Below are 15,693 nucleotides of genomic sequence, written 5' to 3'. Positions count from 1 at the left end.
TAAAACTGAAGTTTCCCAATAATTATTTATGGTAAAATTGAAACTATGCTACAACTATATGAAAAAAATAGTCTTTTCATTCGTTTCAAATGCTATTGCCTAAGGGGAATTAAGTAGGGGTTTGCTATAAACATGGCAAAACCACCTAAAATAAACCTCGATACACCAGCATTGTGTATTTCAGCTACTCAATAATTGGGAAACTTCAGCACTAAAATTAAGACTCATAAAGCCAATCGCAGTGGTTACACTGGTTAATAGAATTGGCTGAAAATTAATACGCAAACTTTCCTGCATCGCTTGTTTTTTTCTCTTGCCCAAGACGCATATTGTGTAAAAAAGTCACCAGTAGATGCACGCAATCGGCAACCGCCATGGTGAGAATAATAGTCGGCGCCATCGCCGAGGTCGGCGTTAGTTTAATGCCCCCATAAATCGCCAGACCCAGAGCAGAAATAATCGAAAAGACGATAAGCAGAATAACGCTAAATGTTGCCGTAAAAGAACGTAAACATACAATCAATACCAGTAAAACGATGCCATACATCAAAGGAATCAGGGATGAATTATCTTTTATCGAAGCTTCTCCAAAAGCATTATTCATCATCACCATACCGCTAAGATGCAGCGTTAAATCAGGTTGCTTAAGCTTAAAATCGGTAACCAACTCACGTACTACTTCTGCTATTTCCATCGCTTCCATAGGGTTGGTGCCCGGCAATTGCATCGTGACATTAACACCAGAGACATGGCCTGTCTTCGATATCAACCGGTTCTTCAGCAATGGTTCATTTAAGGCAATCTGCTTGACGTACAGCAGCTGCTCATCAGTCATTTGCAAGGGCTGGATAATTAAATCAGCAACGATCAAATCATCTTCTTCAGCAATAGTGTGCTGGAAATTGCTAATCGAATCGACACGACTAGAATAAGGTAGCTGCCAGCCTTCTTTAGTCAACTCGACAATTGCCTGTAGATTTTCTCTGGTAAATATATCGCCATTCGCCGGCTCTACCAGAATCATCACATTATCACTTTTACTATAGGTATTTTGCAAAGCATCAAACGCTAATAATTGCGGATTATCTTCACTAAAAAATACTCGGTAATTATTAACGAATTCCAGACCCTTCAATCCGGAGCCACTCAACCCGACAAATATCAGGCTGAGCAGTAAAACCCACCATGGGTGATTAACAGCAAAGAGTCCTAGCCACTTTGATAATGCATTTTTCTTCATCATTGACTTCCTTTAGATTTAATTCCATTCATTAATAAATTCACAACCTGCTCGGCGATATAATCAGCCTGTTCATGTTCAGCCTGCCACCCAGGCAGGTGTCTACTTAATGGTTGCATCTGAATAATATCGCACACCAGAGCAATCACGCTCAAGGCAGAAAAATGTATCTGCTGTGAATCATTTAGCTGCTCAATAACCGCCATTAAATGGCTAAATTGTTCTTGAAATACTTCTTTAGCCAAAAACTGCATGCGTTCGTCATTAGCGTCTAGCAATTCTCTCTGCATTAAGCGTCTAAAATCAATATCAGTGCTTAATACTCCGGTCAAACAACTAACGAACCTAGCCAGCTTCTCATCCGCCGTCAGTTCTGCTTGCCATACTTCGTCAAAGGCACTTGCCTGTTTAGCAAATGCAAAATGCACCGCACCCAGATACAAAGCCTGTTTATTAGGAAAATAATGATAGACAGCAGAAGTGCTCATATTGACTGATTTTGCCAAATCCCGCATCGACGCTCCATCAAAACCTTGTTTAGAAAATAGCGTAACCGCCATTTGTAATATATTTTCTTTTGAACTCATCACCACATACCTAACGTTCGTTCTGTAAAATAATAAAGTATTATTCTGCCTATTACAAGTTGTAATATAAAAGACTGAAGTTTCCCAATAATTATTTATGGTAAAATTGAAACTATGGAACGTGCATGAAATAACTTGAGCAACTTCTAAAATCAATTTTCAGGAACAGTGACATAATTCCACTGGCCAAGAAACTCATCAAATATAATAGTCATTGATTCTTTAAACCCTTTCGCCACCTTTCTACCCGTTTCATAAATTCTATTTAAAATTATACACCAGCATTGTGTATTTCAGCTACTCAATAATTGGGAAACTTCAGTAAAAGACTCAGGCTTTATTAAGTCTACATTCCTTACCGTGAGTTAGCGCTTTAATGATAAAATGATTATTTTTATAATCGAATGACAATCATGTCAGAAACACTCCCGCGCATTGCTTTAACCCCAGGCGAACCATCAGGAATTGGCCCGGATCTATGCATACAACTTGCCCAGGACAACTTACCTTGTCAGCTAGTTGTCATTGCTGACCCCGTGTTACTTAGCCAGCGCGCAAAACAACTTGATTTACCCATAAGCATCAAACTGTTTAATGACCAACAACCCATTACCCAGCACATACCAGGAACACTTATTGTGCTACCTTGTCATTTGCATGACCCTGTTATATGCGGCAAATTAAATAAAAACAATAGCCAGTATGTGGTAAAAACCATAGCAACAGCAACAAAAGGCTGCCTTTCTGGACTATTTTCAGCAATGGTAACAGGGCCTGTCCATAAAGGGATTATCAATGATGCAGGCATAGCCTTTACCGGACATACTGAATATATTTCTGCGATTACTGGCGGGCACCCCGTGATGATGTTGGCCACTGAAGGTTTGCGAGTTGCCCTGGCAACCACTCATTTACCGCTGGCCGAAGTGAGCAAAGCAATCACCCAGAAAACATTAACAACGGTCATCCATTTATTAGACTCAGATTTACGCCATCGCTTTGGGCTCAAACAACCGCATATTTTAGTATGCGGACTTAATCCACATGCGGGTGAAGGTGGTCATCTTGGGCATGAAGAAATTGATATTATTGAACCTGTATTAATTAAATGTCGTCAAGATGGCATTAATTTACAAGGCCCACTACCTGCCGATACTTTATTCACCGCAAAATATTTGGATAAGGCTGATGCCGTGCTAGCCATGTATCATGACCAGGGTTTACCCGTTTTAAAATACAAAGGCTTCGGCAAAGCAGTTAATATCACCCTGGGGTTACCGATCATCCGTACCTCGGTTGATCATGGCACTGCGTTAGACCTGGCCGGCACGGGTAAGGCTGATGTTGGAAGCCTGGTTTTCGCTTTACAAACTGCAATACAGATGTCTGCTAGTACAAAAACATGTGCTAACTAACGATTTTTTTAAACACAGAAACAGACTTTTTTAGTTCATACCCTCAATACACTATGGCACATAAAGCACGTAAGCGTTTTGGTCAGAATTTCCTGCATGACCAGCATATTATCGACAATATACTGGGCTCACTTTTTTATAGCAAGGACCAGCACTGGGTAGAAATTGGCCCGGGACAAGGCGCATTAACCGAACCACTATTAAGTAGCGGCGTACAACTCGATGTCGTTGAACTAGACCGGGACTTAGTCAGGCTTCTGGGGTATAAATTTAAACAATACGATAACTTGACCATACACAGCTCAGATGCTTTAAAGTTTGATTTTTCATCATTAGCGCAAGACGATGAAAAGCTGCATATATTAGGCAACCTGCCCTACAATATTTCTACGCCGTTAATGTTTCATTTACTAGAAAACACACCGCGCATTGCCGATATGACTTTTATGCTGCAAAAAGAAGTAGTCGATAGAATTTGTGCGGGCCCGGGTAGTAAAAAATATGGCCGCTTAAGCATTATGATGCAGTATTACTGTGCAACAGAGCACCTGTTTGATGTCCCACCTGAAAGTTTTAACCCTACTCCAAAGGTTATGTCCTCAATTGTCCGTCTGGAGCCACATGCACAGCCACCAGTCATCGTCGATTCGGTTAAAATGTTAAATACCGTAGTCACTACCGCCTTTTCACAAAGACGAAAAACATTACGCAATTCACTAAAAAAATTAATTACCGAAACGGATATTATTGCATTAGATATCAACCCGACCCTAAGAGCAGAAACTATTTCTCTACAGGATTTTGCGAAATTAAGTCAATATATCAAGCAACATCCGCCAGAAGAAACTCTGTAGGGCGGACTTTATTCCGCGCATCAGTTAGCATGACCAATATTAGCGGACTCAAGTTCGCTCTACAGTAATAGGCAAGCTCCATGCTTCGTTTTACAGCTAATTTAAGTTTATTATTTACAGAAGTCCCTTTACAACAGCGTTTTCAGGCGGCAAAAGATCAGGGCTTTGAAGCGGTAGAAATTCAATTTCCCTATGAGTTAAGCGCTGATGTTATTCGTCAGGAACTGGATAAACAACAATTAAAACTGGTGTTATTTAATGTCGATGCTGATGACTTATTACAAGGCGGCGAAGGCCTGGCAGCAGCGCCTGAAAAAAAGCAACGCTTTGAACAGGCCGTTACTGAAACAGTGGCTTATGCAAAGATTCTAAAACCTGATGTTATTAATATCCTACCCGGCCGTTGTTTCGATACATCTCTGCTAGGCGATTATCAACAAACGTTTAAAGAAAACTTACATTTTGCTCTCGAAGCTTTCTCACCTTTAGGTATTAAAACAGTTTTTGAAGCGGTCAATACCGTGGATATGCCTGGTTTTATTATTTCTAGTAGTGAAAAGATGCTAGCCCTTATGGCAGAAATCAATCACCCGGATTTATTAATGCAATATGATATCTATCATATGTTAATGATGCAGGAAGACCCGGCTAATTTTATTCAGCAATATGCCGATAAAATCGGTCATATTCAGTTTGCCGATTGCCCAGGTAGACATCAGCCTGGTACTGGCAATATGGATTACATGCAGATATTTTCGATTATCAAAGCTTCTGCTTATCAGGGATGGACAGGGGCAGAATATAATCCGCTAGATTCAACCAAGGCATCATTAGACTGGCTAAAAAAGGAATATTAAGCAAATTTTTCATAGAAAATCTCTACTTATAGTTATGAGAATTTTCTATTTTTAACCTGGCTTATTTTTCAGGGAGATTACACGAGCAGCATATTGCTGTTATTAATTAAACAAAACCTAAACTAATTCAATAAGCTATGACTACAGACAAACTAATATTTAGCTTTTTAGCTGGCATGTACTTTATGATGCCAGCAACTGCCCTTGAAAAAGCACCTGACGCACGGATTAATGAGGTTGCTCAACTGGGTAAACAGGTAATGCCTTTTGATTTAAATCAGACCTTACATATTTTTTCTAAAGTTGAAAATGGTGGTGTGCAGCAAGTAATTGCAAAAGACCCGAAAAATGAGCAGCAAATTAAGCTTATACGAGAGCATCTTGATAAAATTGCCAGCGACTTTAAGCAAGCTAACTTTTCTGACCCTGAGAAAATACATGGTAAGGATATGCCCGGACTGGAAGCGATGCGCTCTGCCGAGCCAGGTAAAATAACGATAAAGTATCGTGAAATCCCGGAAGGTGCTGAAATAACTTATATGACCGCCAGCCCAAACTTAGTTACTGCCATTCATCAATGGTTTAATGCTCAACTGCGTGACCATGGGCGTCATGCGGCTATGCATCGCATGCACCATCAATAGAGGCTAAGGCAACTGGAAATAAATAAGTGTCCAATCAATATTTGGGCAGGATTTTTGTTTTGTCATTAGTGCTGTAACAATAAGCGCATAGCTGGCTACGTATCTATTGCTACCGTGCTAATGACGGACAAAAAGACCAGCAAGGATGATGATTATTTATTTCCAGGTGTCTAACTATTCTCAGCGATTAATCTGATTTCCGTATATTGAAAATATTATGACAAAAAATGCGATTCCGTCTTATGCTGCTTGCACTGGAATAGAATGAGCAGTCTTCACCATGTCATTTTTATCGTTGAAATAAACTAAAGTCGGCTGATAATTTTTTAGTTCCGCTTCGTCGAGTTCGGCATACGAACAAACAATAATATAATCACCAGGGCACGCAAGACGAGCGGCTGCACCGTTAATGGAAAAAATTCCCGAGCCCTCTTCTGCGCGAATCGCATAGGTAGTAAAACGCTCACCATTATTGACATTATATATCTGGATTTGTTCATACTCTCTTATCCCTGAGTAATCCAGTATTTTACCGTCTATCGCACAAGAGCCTTCATATCCTAATTCAGCATGAGTTACTGTTGCTCGGTGTAATTTTGCTTTAAGCATTGTAATTTGCATATCAGTCTATGTTCTATAAATATTTCAGAACTCGCTATTATGTCAAAAATTTACAATTTACACAAGAAAATGCTTTAGAAAAAACCCGACGAAAACAACGCAAACCACTGAATTACAATATAAAACAAACCATTACCAGCAAGCTCTATTATTATCAGGATTACTGAAGCTTAAGCCCCTTTCCTAACAAGCACACACTAACGCAGAACCAACTTATCAATTACAATGAAATTTACAGATCTAGCTGGATATTATCAATTAATCGCGTTACCCCAAGACTTGCCGCCACAAGAATAATTAACCGTGTGTCTTTTTTTCCTGCTGTCTGCAAGTCACAGCGACGACAAACAGAAAAATAATCTGGTCTAAAACCCTGTGCAGATAAAGATTGCATGGATGTGTGCTCGATTTCCGCAAAGCTTGCTTGCCTGGCTAATATCGCTTCCTTTGCCAGGCAGAGTGTTTGATACAACTGTATAGCCTGCTGGCGTTGCTGCTCAGTTAAGAGGGAATTACGTGAACTCATCGCCAACCCATCCACTTCCCGCTGGGTTGGTACAGCAATAATTTCTACAGGACTATTTAAATCAGCTGTCATGGTACGAATTACCTGCAGCTGTTGAAAATCTTTTTCACCAAAAAATGCTTTATCAGGCTGGACTATATTAAATAGCTTACTAACCACTGTAGCAACCCCATCAAAATGCCCTGGTCGCGCTGCTCCACAGTGATAATTTGTGACCTCTGCAACACTTACTGTTGTCAGACTTTTTGCAGGATACATTTCTTCTGTAGCTGGCATATAAAGTAAGTCAACAGCTAGAGATTGTAATTTCTCGCTATCAGCCTGTTCGGTGCGCGGGTAATTAGTAAAATCATTCGGGTCATTAAATTGTGTAGGATTAACAAATACACTGACTACGACCTGGTCTGCCTGTTCCTTTGCCGCGCTGATTAATTGCAAATGACCCGCATGTAAATTCCCCATGGTAGGCACAAAGGCAATAATCGCACCCTCCACTCGCCATTGTTTAATCTGCGCGCGTAAGTGCGCAATTTGTTTACTACAAATCATATTAAAAACTATGCTCTAGCCCAGGAAATTTCTGCTCCCGGACCTCAGCCACATAAGTCTGAACAGCTGCAGCCAGTGAATCTCCCTGCTGCATATAATCCTTGGTAAAACGTGGCTTTCTACCGGTACCGATACCTAACATATCGTATAAAACCAGTACCTGACCATCGCAGTTTACTCCCGCACCAATGCCAATCACTGGAATCGTCAATTGCTCGCTGATTTGTTGCGCTAAAGTTGCCGGAATACATTCTACAATTAATAATTGAGCGCCCGCTTGCTCAACTTCTAACGCATCGGCTAAAAGCCTTTCCGCCTCTTTCTCTTCTTTGCCTTGAACCGAGTATTTACCGGCCTGATAAATTAATTGCGGTAAGAGGCCTAAATGCGCACAAACCGGAATACCTTGTTGCACCATAAATTGAATAGTTGCAATTTTTGCACCTTCAATCTTAACCATCTGCGCTCCACCCTGCTGAATAAGCAAAGCAGCATTTTCAGCAGCCAGTTCAACGGTTGCCGCACTCATAAACGGCAAGTCAGCGAGTACAAATGCTTGCTGGCGACCACGACTGACCAATTGAGTATGATAAATCATATCTTGCATAGAAACCGGCAAGGTACTGGAATGCCCTTGCACAACCATACCTAAAGAATCCCCTACCAGTAAAACATCTACTCCCGCCTGATCTAATAAAGCCGCAAAGCTGGCATCATAAGCGGTTAAACTAGTAATTTTTTGTCCTGCCTGCTTCATAGCCTGCAAGTCAGCAATGGTTTTTATTTTTGTTCCGGAAATTGTTGCATATTGACTCATCAGGATACTTTCTCCAGACCATCCAACGGACAAGATGCAAGCAACCCTGCTATTTTGCCAAGCCCTGGAACTTCAATTTCAGGAGCAATCTCGGCTAGAGGATATAAAACAAAGGCACGTTTAGCCATACCATAATGCGGCACACACAAATCAGGCTGGTCAATTGTTTGCTGCCCATAAAGCAATATGTCCAGATCGAGAGTTCTCGGCCCCCAGCGCTCATCTTTACGCTCACGCCCTTGGTCTAATTCTATTTGCTGTAAACATCGCAGCAGTGCTATAGCAGATAAATCTGTGTTAATTGCCATGACTGCATTAACATAATCAGGCTGATCTTGCGGCCCCATCGGAGGGCTACGATATAAACTGGAAAAGGCATGCTCCAAGACACCCGACAAATCTTTGACAGCTTGCCTGGCTGCATTAATTTGCACTTCGGGGGTTGATAAATTACTACCTAAACCTATATAGGCGATTACCTTAGTCATTCTGTTTTTTATTTTCAGCCGGTTTACGTCTACGCCTGCGTTTTCTAGGCGATGATTTCGTTAGACTAGCTAACAGTTTCTTTTTCCCGGCTTCGGATGCTACCTGAAATTCAGTCCACCATGCTGCCAGTTCTGGATCAGCACCACCGGTTTCAGCTTGTAATAGCAGAAAATCATAAGCTGCCCTAAATTTAGGATGGCCTAATAAACGATAGGCACGCGCCCCATTTCGACTTTGAAACCGCGCCTGTAACCCCCAGACTTCACGCATTGCCACACCAATATGCTTTGGAAATGCAGTGCTTTTCACCTGCAGTGAAATAACCTGGCTTGCAGCCTGTTGAAATGCAACCGACTCAGGCAAACCCTGAGCAACATTTAAATTAGCCTGGGTTTTAACGGCATCCCATAAAAAGGCAGAAATCAGAAAAAAGGGAGCAATACTTTTACCTTCAGCAATACGCTTATCCGTATTTTCCAAAGCCTTTATAATAAATAACTTTGGAAAACCACTTTCCTCACTACTTAAACTTTTTTCAGCAACCGGGTATAAATGAGCAAACAAGCCATAATGACGCAGCATTTCAAACGTTTCTACTGCATACCCTGATAAAAATAATTTTAAGGTTTCATCCTGTAATCTTGCGACTGGAATATTAGCTAAAAGATCAGCTAATTGAAAAATAGGTTTTTCACATTCAGCATTGATTGAAAATCCGAGTTTTACTGCAAAACGCACCAGTCTTATCATGCGTACTGGATCTTCACGGTAGCGCGTTTCCGGGTCACCAATAAGACGCATCACGCCGGCACGATGATCGTGCATGCCCCCTACATAGTCAACGATAGAGAAATCCTTGATATTGTAATAAAGAGCATTCACAGTAAAATCACGACGTATAACATCCTGATCAATTGTGCCGTAATAATTATCATGCAATAAGCGACCATCCTGATCTACTTTTTGCAAGTCAGATACGTTTTCGCTCGAACCTCTAAATGTAGCAACTTCAATAATCTCTCGACCAAAAAACACATGCGCCAGCCTAAATCGTCTACCTATCAGCCGACAATTACGGAAAGCTTGCTTTACTTGCTCAGGAGTTGCGTTAGTCGCGACATCAAAATCCTTTGGTTCGCGCCCTAAAAGTAAATCTCTGACACAGCCTCCCACTAAATAGGCTTCATATCCTTCGTTCTTTAAACGATACAAAACTTTTAAAGCATTACTACTGATCTGGTTACGCGAGATATTATGTTCCGAGCGCGTATAAATTACCGGCTCTAACCCCGTCTTTTTCTCTATCTCTAAAGAATCACCAGCATCTTGCGGCTTAACGCTTTGCGTTTTATTTATTATTTTTTTAAAAAAACTTAAAATTTTTCTCTTCCTGTATTATCTTAACTTTGCAGCACTACACCTTACTTCTATACACAATCACTCAATATAAAAGTAAACCAAGACGTCTAATCCTTTTCTGACTAACGCATCAATCAATACTTCAACACCCCTAATATGCTTTCCTAAGGAACCTTATTTTAATAATAGAATCCCAATAAAAATTTCGCAGATAAGGAATGTTTTTTGATACCGAACAACATGCCAGTATAAGTATTTCCACTACACTCTTATATCATTGTCTCACTACAAGTGTTTTTTAATATCGGCAACTTAGGCACCTGGAGACAAATAATCATTGATATTTGAGCATTATTTTTTACAATAAAGATAAATTATATAGTAGAATCACCAGTTGATATGTAATTAATCTTAAAAATAAACTTTTATTACTCACTTTAAGCGTCTAAGACTTAATAAAAGTGGGCCAAAACCTGGGGGGAACAATGCTAAAAAATATTTTTGTCGCTTTTCTAGATAATCCTTTTATAGCGAGTATCGTTATATCTGATCTTTTTATCCTGCTTTTCCATAAGCCACCGTTCATATTTTCTTTAGGAATGTTCGCTATCTTAATTGCCTACTGCCTATTTTTAGGGCAAAAATTAGCTATCTTTAAGATTTAATTGGCTACGCAACAGTCTTCAAAGCCTGGTTCTACTGCATCCCCTGCACAACCAGGTTTTTTTCGATATATCGCTGTCATTATTTATGACCTTTTTCTAGTCATTGCTCTATTCTTTTTTGCCACAGCAATATTGCTACCTTTTAATCAAGGTGAAGCAATTCAATCCAGCTTTATTTTCCCTTTATACCTGCTTTGTGTCAGCTTTATATTTTATGGATGGTTCTGGACGCATGGCGGACAAACATTAGGCTTACGCGCCTGGAAATTACGCCTGCTTAGTGATGAACAAACAGAAATAACCTGGAAACAGGCTTTAATACGCTATCTTACTGCGTGTTTTTCCTGGCTCGCCCTAGGCTTAGGGATTTTCTGGCGGTTATGGCAAAAGGATAAAAAAACCTGGCAGGACTTAAGCTCTAAGTCAGCTATTGTTTTTATCGAAGACCTGCAAAAACAAGCAAAGAAATAGCTATAGAACTACAGCATTTCTCTAGCGTAGTCGGCTAATCGCATAAAGCGCGCCCATTAAGATAATACTACCCGGCAAGACAGCTACCAATAGTGGATTTAAGCCATAGACTATCCCCATTTGCCCCACCGCATTATCGATAATATTAAAACTCATCCCTATTAAAATACCCAGCATCATCCTAGGACCCAAAGCAATCCCACGACCTACACCAACAACAAAGGGCGCGGAGACCAATAACATGACCAAGGCAATAAAGGGATTAATTAACCTGGCCCAAAAAGCTAATTCAAATTTAGCTGAGTCCTGTTTGTTTTCTTGTAAAAATGTTATGTATTTTGATAAATCATTGAGTGCCATATTTTCTGGCTCAACCACCACCACATCAACCACATCTGGATCAATTACCGAAGACCAGATAATTTCATCCATTTGCTCACCTACAACCCGTTGAGGAGATACGTTCGAACTTTTTACCTGCTTAAGTGACCAATGCCCCTTATCCAGATAGTTTCCTCTCTGTGCATAAGTTAATTTTTGCAAATGCCTCTCGTCATCCAGCTGGTAAATATAAACATTAGCAACGTCCCCTTCAGTGTAAATATCTTTAATATGGATAAACTGATTGCCATCACGAAGCCACAGGCCACGCTTTGTTCTTGCTGCAGGCATTTGTGTTTTTGCTACACTGCGTAAAACTTTTGCTTTTTTTTCTGCATCTGGCCCTACCACCTCCCCTATAAAGAACGAAAATGTGACTAGCACCATTCCAGCAATCATGACGGCACGAATAATCCCGAATACTGAAACCCCTGACACCCTCATAGCCATTATCTCTCTATGATTTGCCATCCCCCCCAGAACAAAAAGGCTACCCAATAAAGCTGCCGAAGGCATCAACTCATATATATAACGAGGAGCCAACAAACCAATATATACAAAAATTTGCTTTAAATCATAATCCCCTACGCCGCGAAATTTTAACTCATCTTTTAAAGTAAAAAGATTAAACAGCGCATACAGCATAACCAGCGCAATCAACGTCCCCTTCAATACTTCTTTAATAATATAGCGATCTATTGCATTCATACTGATTTCCCTCTTAGCTGCATAAGCATCCAGATGAAGCCATTTAACCTGATCAATAAAATCACAATAAAAAAAGCCGCAAGCATATAAACGGCCCAAAACCCAAGCCACACTGAAATTTCGCCTTTTTCCATCCAGTTACTACTTACTTTTTCGAAATTAGCAAAACTAAAATAGATTAAGAATGCGGCCGCCAGATTCCCATACCCCCCACTGCGCGGACTTACTTGGGCTAATGGTACGGCCATAATAACTAGCACAAGAATGCTTAACGGCGCTGACAAACGGTGATACAACTCACTTAACTCTTTTAAGTCCTGTGTTTCCAGTAAATCTAGAGTAGCAATCCCTTCAACAGGATTTACTAATATTCCTGTACTACTCTCCAGGTGCATGGCATATTCAGCAAAAGTCTCAAAGATAAAGTCTACATCCCCTGCATTGCCTTGTACCCGCTCTCCATTTATAAATACGATATATAAGCCATTATTTATCGTACGCACTTCGGCACGTTCAGCAGTAATTACACCCATCTCATCGCCGCGTTTATTTTGTACAAAAACATCATGCATAACATTATCTGCACTAATTTTTTCCACATAAAAAATCAGGTTTCCCTTGTTATATTCACTAAACTTCCCTTCCGCTATTGCACGCACACCAACATTTTGCTTTTCCTCATGAATAATTCGCTCTACATTAGCTGCGGCCCAGGGAGCCAAATACAACGACATCCATGTCGCGACAAAAACAACCGGTATAATCGTTTTAAAGACGCTAATATAAAGTCGCCCTACCCCTGCACCTGCTGAAGATAAAGCAGACATTTCCTGATCCCTGTACATACGACCCAAAACCATCAACACACTGACAAAGACTGCTGGCACCATGAAGGTCACACTTGCCAGAACAATTTTCAAGCCTAAAATACCTACAATTGCCTCGGTAGAAATCAAACCATCAACAGCCATTTTAAGTATTTTAATAAAATTTCTACTGACAATGATAACCACTAAAACAGTCAGTACTGAAAAGATAGTTTTCAGTAAATCACTCATTATCATTCGATCCACTATGGATAAAAATCGAATATTACGCATTAATTAACCTTCGCTGGGTAAGTCATATTTCTCTTTCCTCTTACAATGCCTTTATTTAATCGCAAAGACAATGAGCCACTCTGACAGTCACTGTTGCTGTATTCTAACAGCTAATTTTAACCCTTAACTTACGCTAGCTGAAAGACTACGTAGCAAGCTAGCGAAAATTTAACTAAACACTTTACCTATCAGCTTACTCACAAAACACCAATAAAAAAGCCGCACCCTGCTTACACAAGGTACGGCTTTTTAACAACAATTCTAAAAAAACGAACTTCTTTTTATAATTTTGCTAAAACTTTTGCAACCGTTTCACCCATTGACGATGGATTCGGCGCAATCGTCACCCCCAAATCCTGTAACATTTCTACTTTTTCAGCCGCACTCTCTCCTGCTGAAGAAATAATCGCCCCTGCATGCCCCATGCGACGTCCTTTAGGTGCTGTTAACCCAGCTATATAGGCAACAACAGGCTTACTCATTTTTTCTTTTGCAAACACACCTGCATCAACTTCCTGAGAGCCACCAATTTCACCAATCATCAACACAACTCTGGTCTCATCATCCTCTTCAAATTTCTCCAGAATATCCTGATGCGAACTACCATTAATGGGATCACCACCAATACCTACAGAAGTTGAAATCCCGATACCGAGCTCTTTCAGTTGATCAGCAGCTTCATACCCTAAAGTACCCGAACGACCAACGATACCTATCTCGCCTACTTGATAAATATGACCTGGCATAATACCTAGCATAGATTTTCCGGGGCTAATCGTTCCTGCACAATTAGGTCCAGTCAACACCATACGCTCATGTTTAGGGAATTTGCGTAAGTATTGCTTTACTTTCATCATATCTTGCGTAGGAATACCATCAGTAATCGCTACACAATATTTAATGCCTGCATCAGCCGCTTCCATAATTGAATCTGCCGCAAAAGCCGGGGGCACAAAAATAATACTCGCTTCTGCTCCAGCTTGCTCAACCGACTCTTTAACCGTATTAAAAACCGGGCGACCCAGATGTGTTTGTCCACCTTTTCCTGGCGTTATACCACCAACAACATTAGATCCATAATTAATCATATCCTGAGCATGGAAACTACCGATTTTACCGGTAAATCCCTGCACAATCATGCGCGTTTCTTTATTAATTAAAATCGCCATTATGCAGCTCCTTCTTTTGCTACTTGTTCATTACGTGCCTGCACAGCTTTCTCAGCCGCTTCTGCCAAAGTTGTTGCGGTTATTATTGGTAAGCCACTATCCGCAATAATTTTACGGCCTTCTTCTACATTAGTACCTGACAAACGCACAATTAAAGGAATTTTCATATCAATTTTTTGCACCGCATGAACAACACCTTCTGCAATCCAGTCACAGCGGTTAATGCCGGCAAAGATATTAACTAGCATAGCTTTAACGCCTTCATCAGCCAAAACCAGGCGGAAGGCTTTTTCTGTACGCTCAGGAGATGCGCCACCACCAACATCTAAAAAGTTTGCCGGCTCACCACCAGCCAGCTTAATCATATCCATAGTTGCCATAGCCAGACCAGCACCATTAATCATACAGCCGATATCGCCATCCAGACCAACATAGCTTAAGCCTCGATCAGCCGCAGCCATTTCACGCGGGTCTTCCTGAGTTTTATCACGTAATTCAGATACCTTATGACGACGAAACAGTGCATTATCGTCAAAACCCATTTTTGCATCCAGAGCAATCAATTCACCACTTTTAGTCACTACCAAAGGATTAACTTCCAGCATATTCCCATCCAGCTCTCGCATGGCACGATAGCAACCAGAAATAAACTTAACTGCATGACTAATTTGTGATGCCTCAAGACCTAAGGCAAAGGCCATTTTACGCGCCTGAAAATCTAACAGCCCTACAGCAGGATCAATATGTATTTTTTTAATTGCATCAGGGTTATTCTCAGCTAAATCTTCAATTTCCATGCCACCTTGAGCAGAACCCACCATGACAATACGCTCATGCTCACGATCTACCAGAAAACTAAAATACAACTCTTTAGCAATATCAGTTCCTGCTTCAATATATAAGCGTGAGCATACTTTTCCGGCTGGGCCTGTTTGATGGGTAACCAATCGTTTACCCAGCATATCATCAGCAGCTGCCTCAACTTCCTCATGAGAAAAGCATATCTTTACCCCGCCCGCTTTACCTCGGGCACCTGAATGAATTTGCGCTTTTACAGCCCAGACATTACCACCAATTTCTCTGGTACGTTGCACTGCATCTTCAGGGCTATACGCTAGCCCCCCTTCTGCAATTTTAACACCGTAACCAGCTAATATTTCTTTAGCTTGATACTCATGAATATCCATAGCATCCTCTTATAAATAACTAACATTTAACGAAAAAAGGCCGCATAAGCGACC

Annotated in this window: 16 protein-coding genes; 5 read left to right on the top strand and 11 right to left on the bottom strand. The window is 40.6% G+C overall.

Annotated elements, in window-relative coordinates; all coding sequences use genetic code 11:
• Positions 1 to 274 precede the first annotated feature (274 nt).
• On the bottom strand, positions 275 to 1,243 hold the full coding sequence (locus tag CDZ78_RS03250; RefSeq protein WP_087868685.1) for an efflux RND transporter permease subunit: 969 nt from the start codon (positions 1,241 to 1,243) through the stop codon (positions 275 to 277).
• On the bottom strand, positions 1,240 to 1,827 hold the full coding sequence (locus tag CDZ78_RS03245) for a TetR/AcrR family transcriptional regulator (protein WP_087868684.1): 588 nt from the start codon (positions 1,825 to 1,827) through the stop codon (positions 1,240 to 1,242). The genes CDZ78_RS03250 and CDZ78_RS03245 overlap by 4 nt, the downstream gene beginning before the upstream one ends.
• Before the next feature lie 413 nt (positions 1,828 to 2,240).
• Here CDZ78_RS03245 and pdxA point away from each other — a divergent pair, with 413 nt between their 5' ends.
• The 4 genes from pdxA to CDZ78_RS03220 all read left to right on the top strand — a co-directional run bounded on the left by pdxA (position 2,241) and on the right by CDZ78_RS03220 (position 5,597).
• A complete protein-coding gene (pdxA, locus tag CDZ78_RS03235) occupies positions 2,241 to 3,242 on the top strand; it encodes a 4-hydroxythreonine-4-phosphate dehydrogenase PdxA (protein WP_087868688.1) in 1,002 nt (333 codons plus the stop codon).
• 53 nt (positions 3,243 to 3,295) lie between these two features.
• Positions 3,296 to 4,096, top strand: coding sequence for a 16S rRNA (adenine(1518)-N(6)/adenine(1519)-N(6))-dimethyltransferase RsmA (gene rsmA / locus CDZ78_RS03230; RefSeq protein WP_087868683.1), 801 nt, complete (start codon positions 3,296 to 3,298; stop codon positions 4,094 to 4,096).
• 80 nt (positions 4,097 to 4,176) lie between these two features.
• Positions 4,177 to 4,953 carry a hydroxypyruvate isomerase family protein gene (locus CDZ78_RS03225; protein WP_087868682.1) on the top strand — a complete coding sequence of 259 codons (777 nt, stop codon included), beginning with the start codon at positions 4,177 to 4,179 and terminating at the stop codon, positions 4,951 to 4,953.
• Positions 4,954 to 5,090: 137 nt separating this feature from the next.
• A complete protein-coding gene (locus CDZ78_RS03220; RefSeq protein WP_230990525.1) occupies positions 5,091 to 5,597 on the top strand; it encodes an aspartate carbamoyltransferase in 507 nt (168 codons plus the stop codon).
• A 240-nt stretch (positions 5,598 to 5,837) separates the two neighbouring features.
• Here the strand turns inward: CDZ78_RS03220 and panD are convergent, their stop codons facing one another.
• The 5 genes from panD to pcnB all read right to left on the bottom strand — a co-directional run bounded on the left by panD (position 5,838) and on the right by pcnB (position 9,979).
• Positions 5,838 to 6,218 (bottom strand): aspartate 1-decarboxylase, encoded by a 381-nt coding sequence (gene panD / locus CDZ78_RS03215; RefSeq protein WP_087868681.1) that lies wholly within the window; start codon positions 6,216 to 6,218, stop codon positions 5,838 to 5,840.
• Positions 6,219 to 6,450: 232 nt separating this feature from the next.
• Complete coding sequence (gene panC, locus CDZ78_RS03210; RefSeq protein ID WP_087868680.1) at positions 6,451 to 7,293, bottom strand: pantoate--beta-alanine ligase; 843 nt, start codon at positions 7,291 to 7,293, stop codon at positions 6,451 to 6,453.
• A 1-nt stretch (position 7,294) separates the two neighbouring features.
• Positions 7,295 to 8,110 (bottom strand): 3-methyl-2-oxobutanoate hydroxymethyltransferase, encoded by an 816-nt coding sequence (panB, locus tag CDZ78_RS03205; protein WP_087868679.1) that lies wholly within the window; start codon positions 8,108 to 8,110, stop codon positions 7,295 to 7,297.
• Positions 8,110 to 8,598, bottom strand: coding sequence for a 2-amino-4-hydroxy-6-hydroxymethyldihydropteridine diphosphokinase (folK, locus tag CDZ78_RS03200; protein WP_087868678.1), 489 nt, complete (start codon positions 8,596 to 8,598; stop codon positions 8,110 to 8,112). Before folK ends, panB begins: the two co-directional genes overlap by 1 nt.
• The gene (gene pcnB / locus CDZ78_RS03195; protein ID WP_373862427.1) at positions 8,591 to 9,979 is read right to left on the bottom strand and encodes a polynucleotide adenylyltransferase PcnB; all 1,389 of its coding nucleotides are present in this window, start codon (positions 9,977 to 9,979) and stop codon (positions 8,591 to 8,593) included. The genes folK and pcnB overlap by 8 nt, the downstream gene beginning before the upstream one ends.
• A 644-nt stretch (positions 9,980 to 10,623) precedes the next feature.
• Here pcnB and CDZ78_RS03185 point away from each other — a divergent pair.
• Positions 10,624 to 11,094 carry an RDD family protein gene (locus CDZ78_RS03185; protein WP_230990523.1) on the top strand — a complete coding sequence of 157 codons (471 nt, stop codon included), beginning with the start codon at positions 10,624 to 10,626 and terminating at the stop codon, positions 11,092 to 11,094.
• Between the two features lie 21 nt (positions 11,095 to 11,115).
• Here the strand turns inward: CDZ78_RS03185 and lptG are convergent, their stop codons facing one another.
• From lptG to CDZ78_RS03165, 4 genes are all read right to left on the bottom strand, one after another.
• On the bottom strand, positions 11,116 to 12,183 hold the full coding sequence (gene lptG, locus CDZ78_RS03180; protein ID WP_087868675.1) for an LPS export ABC transporter permease LptG: 1,068 nt from the start codon (positions 12,181 to 12,183) through the stop codon (positions 11,116 to 11,118).
• Positions 12,180 to 13,283: an LPS export ABC transporter permease LptF gene (gene lptF / locus CDZ78_RS03175; protein WP_087868674.1), complete on the bottom strand. Its 1,104-nt coding sequence runs from the start codon at positions 13,281 to 13,283 to the stop codon at positions 12,180 to 12,182. Before lptF ends, lptG begins: the two co-directional genes overlap by 4 nt.
• 281 nt (positions 13,284 to 13,564) lie before the next feature.
• Positions 13,565 to 14,452: a succinate--CoA ligase subunit alpha gene (sucD, locus tag CDZ78_RS03170; protein ID WP_087868673.1), complete on the bottom strand. Its 888-nt coding sequence runs from the start codon at positions 14,450 to 14,452 to the stop codon at positions 13,565 to 13,567.
• Positions 14,452 to 15,639, bottom strand: coding sequence for a malate--CoA ligase subunit beta (locus CDZ78_RS03165; protein ID WP_087868672.1), 1,188 nt, complete (start codon positions 15,637 to 15,639; stop codon positions 14,452 to 14,454). Before CDZ78_RS03165 ends, sucD begins: the two co-directional genes overlap by 1 nt.
• Positions 15,640 to 15,693: the final 54 nt, after the last annotated feature.

The sequence above is a fragment of the Bathymodiolus platifrons methanotrophic gill symbiont genome (genome assembly GCF_002189065.1).
Lineage (GTDB): Bacteria > Pseudomonadota > Gammaproteobacteria > Methylococcales > Methylomonadaceae > Methyloprofundus.
The sequence above is the reverse complement of the archived record's forward strand: the minus strand, read 5'-3'. Positions and strand labels throughout refer to the sequence as shown.

Bases quoted from the DNA above. Each gene is read 5' to 3' on its own strand.
- CDZ78_RS03250 (WP_087868685.1), bottom strand. From the start codon at position 1,243: ATGATGAAGAAAAATGCATTATCAAAGTGGCTAGGACTCTTTGCTGTT.
- CDZ78_RS03245 (WP_087868684.1), bottom strand. From the start codon at position 1,827: ATGAGTTCAAAAGAAAATATATTACAAATGGCGGTTACGCTATTTTCT.
- pdxA (WP_087868688.1), top strand. From the start codon at position 2,241: ATGTCAGAAACACTCCCGCGCATTGCTTTAACCCCAGGCGAACCATCA.
- rsmA (WP_087868683.1), top strand. From the start codon at position 3,296: ATGGCACATAAAGCACGTAAGCGTTTTGGTCAGAATTTCCTGCATGAC.
- CDZ78_RS03225 (WP_087868682.1), top strand. From the start codon at position 4,177: ATGCTTCGTTTTACAGCTAATTTAAGTTTATTATTTACAGAAGTCCCT.
- CDZ78_RS03220 (WP_230990525.1), top strand. From the start codon at position 5,091: ATGACTACAGACAAACTAATATTTAGCTTTTTAGCTGGCATGTACTTT.
- panD (WP_087868681.1), bottom strand. From the start codon at position 6,218: ATGCAAATTACAATGCTTAAAGCAAAATTACACCGAGCAACAGTAACT.
- panC (WP_087868680.1), bottom strand. From the start codon at position 7,293: ATGATTTGTAGTAAACAAATTGCGCACTTACGCGCGCAGATTAAACAA.
- panB (WP_087868679.1), bottom strand. From the start codon at position 8,110: ATGAGTCAATATGCAACAATTTCCGGAACAAAAATAAAAACCATTGCT.
- folK (WP_087868678.1), bottom strand. From the start codon at position 8,598: ATGACTAAGGTAATCGCCTATATAGGTTTAGGTAGTAATTTATCAACC.
- lptG (WP_087868675.1), bottom strand. From the start codon at position 12,183: ATGAATGCAATAGATCGCTATATTATTAAAGAAGTATTGAAGGGGACG.
- lptF (WP_087868674.1), bottom strand. From the start codon at position 13,283: ATGCGTAATATTCGATTTTTATCCATAGTGGATCGAATGATAATGAGT.
- sucD (WP_087868673.1), bottom strand. From the start codon at position 14,452: ATGGCGATTTTAATTAATAAAGAAACGCGCATGATTGTGCAGGGATTT.
- CDZ78_RS03165 (WP_087868672.1), bottom strand. From the start codon at position 15,639: ATGGATATTCATGAGTATCAAGCTAAAGAAATATTAGCTGGTTACGGT.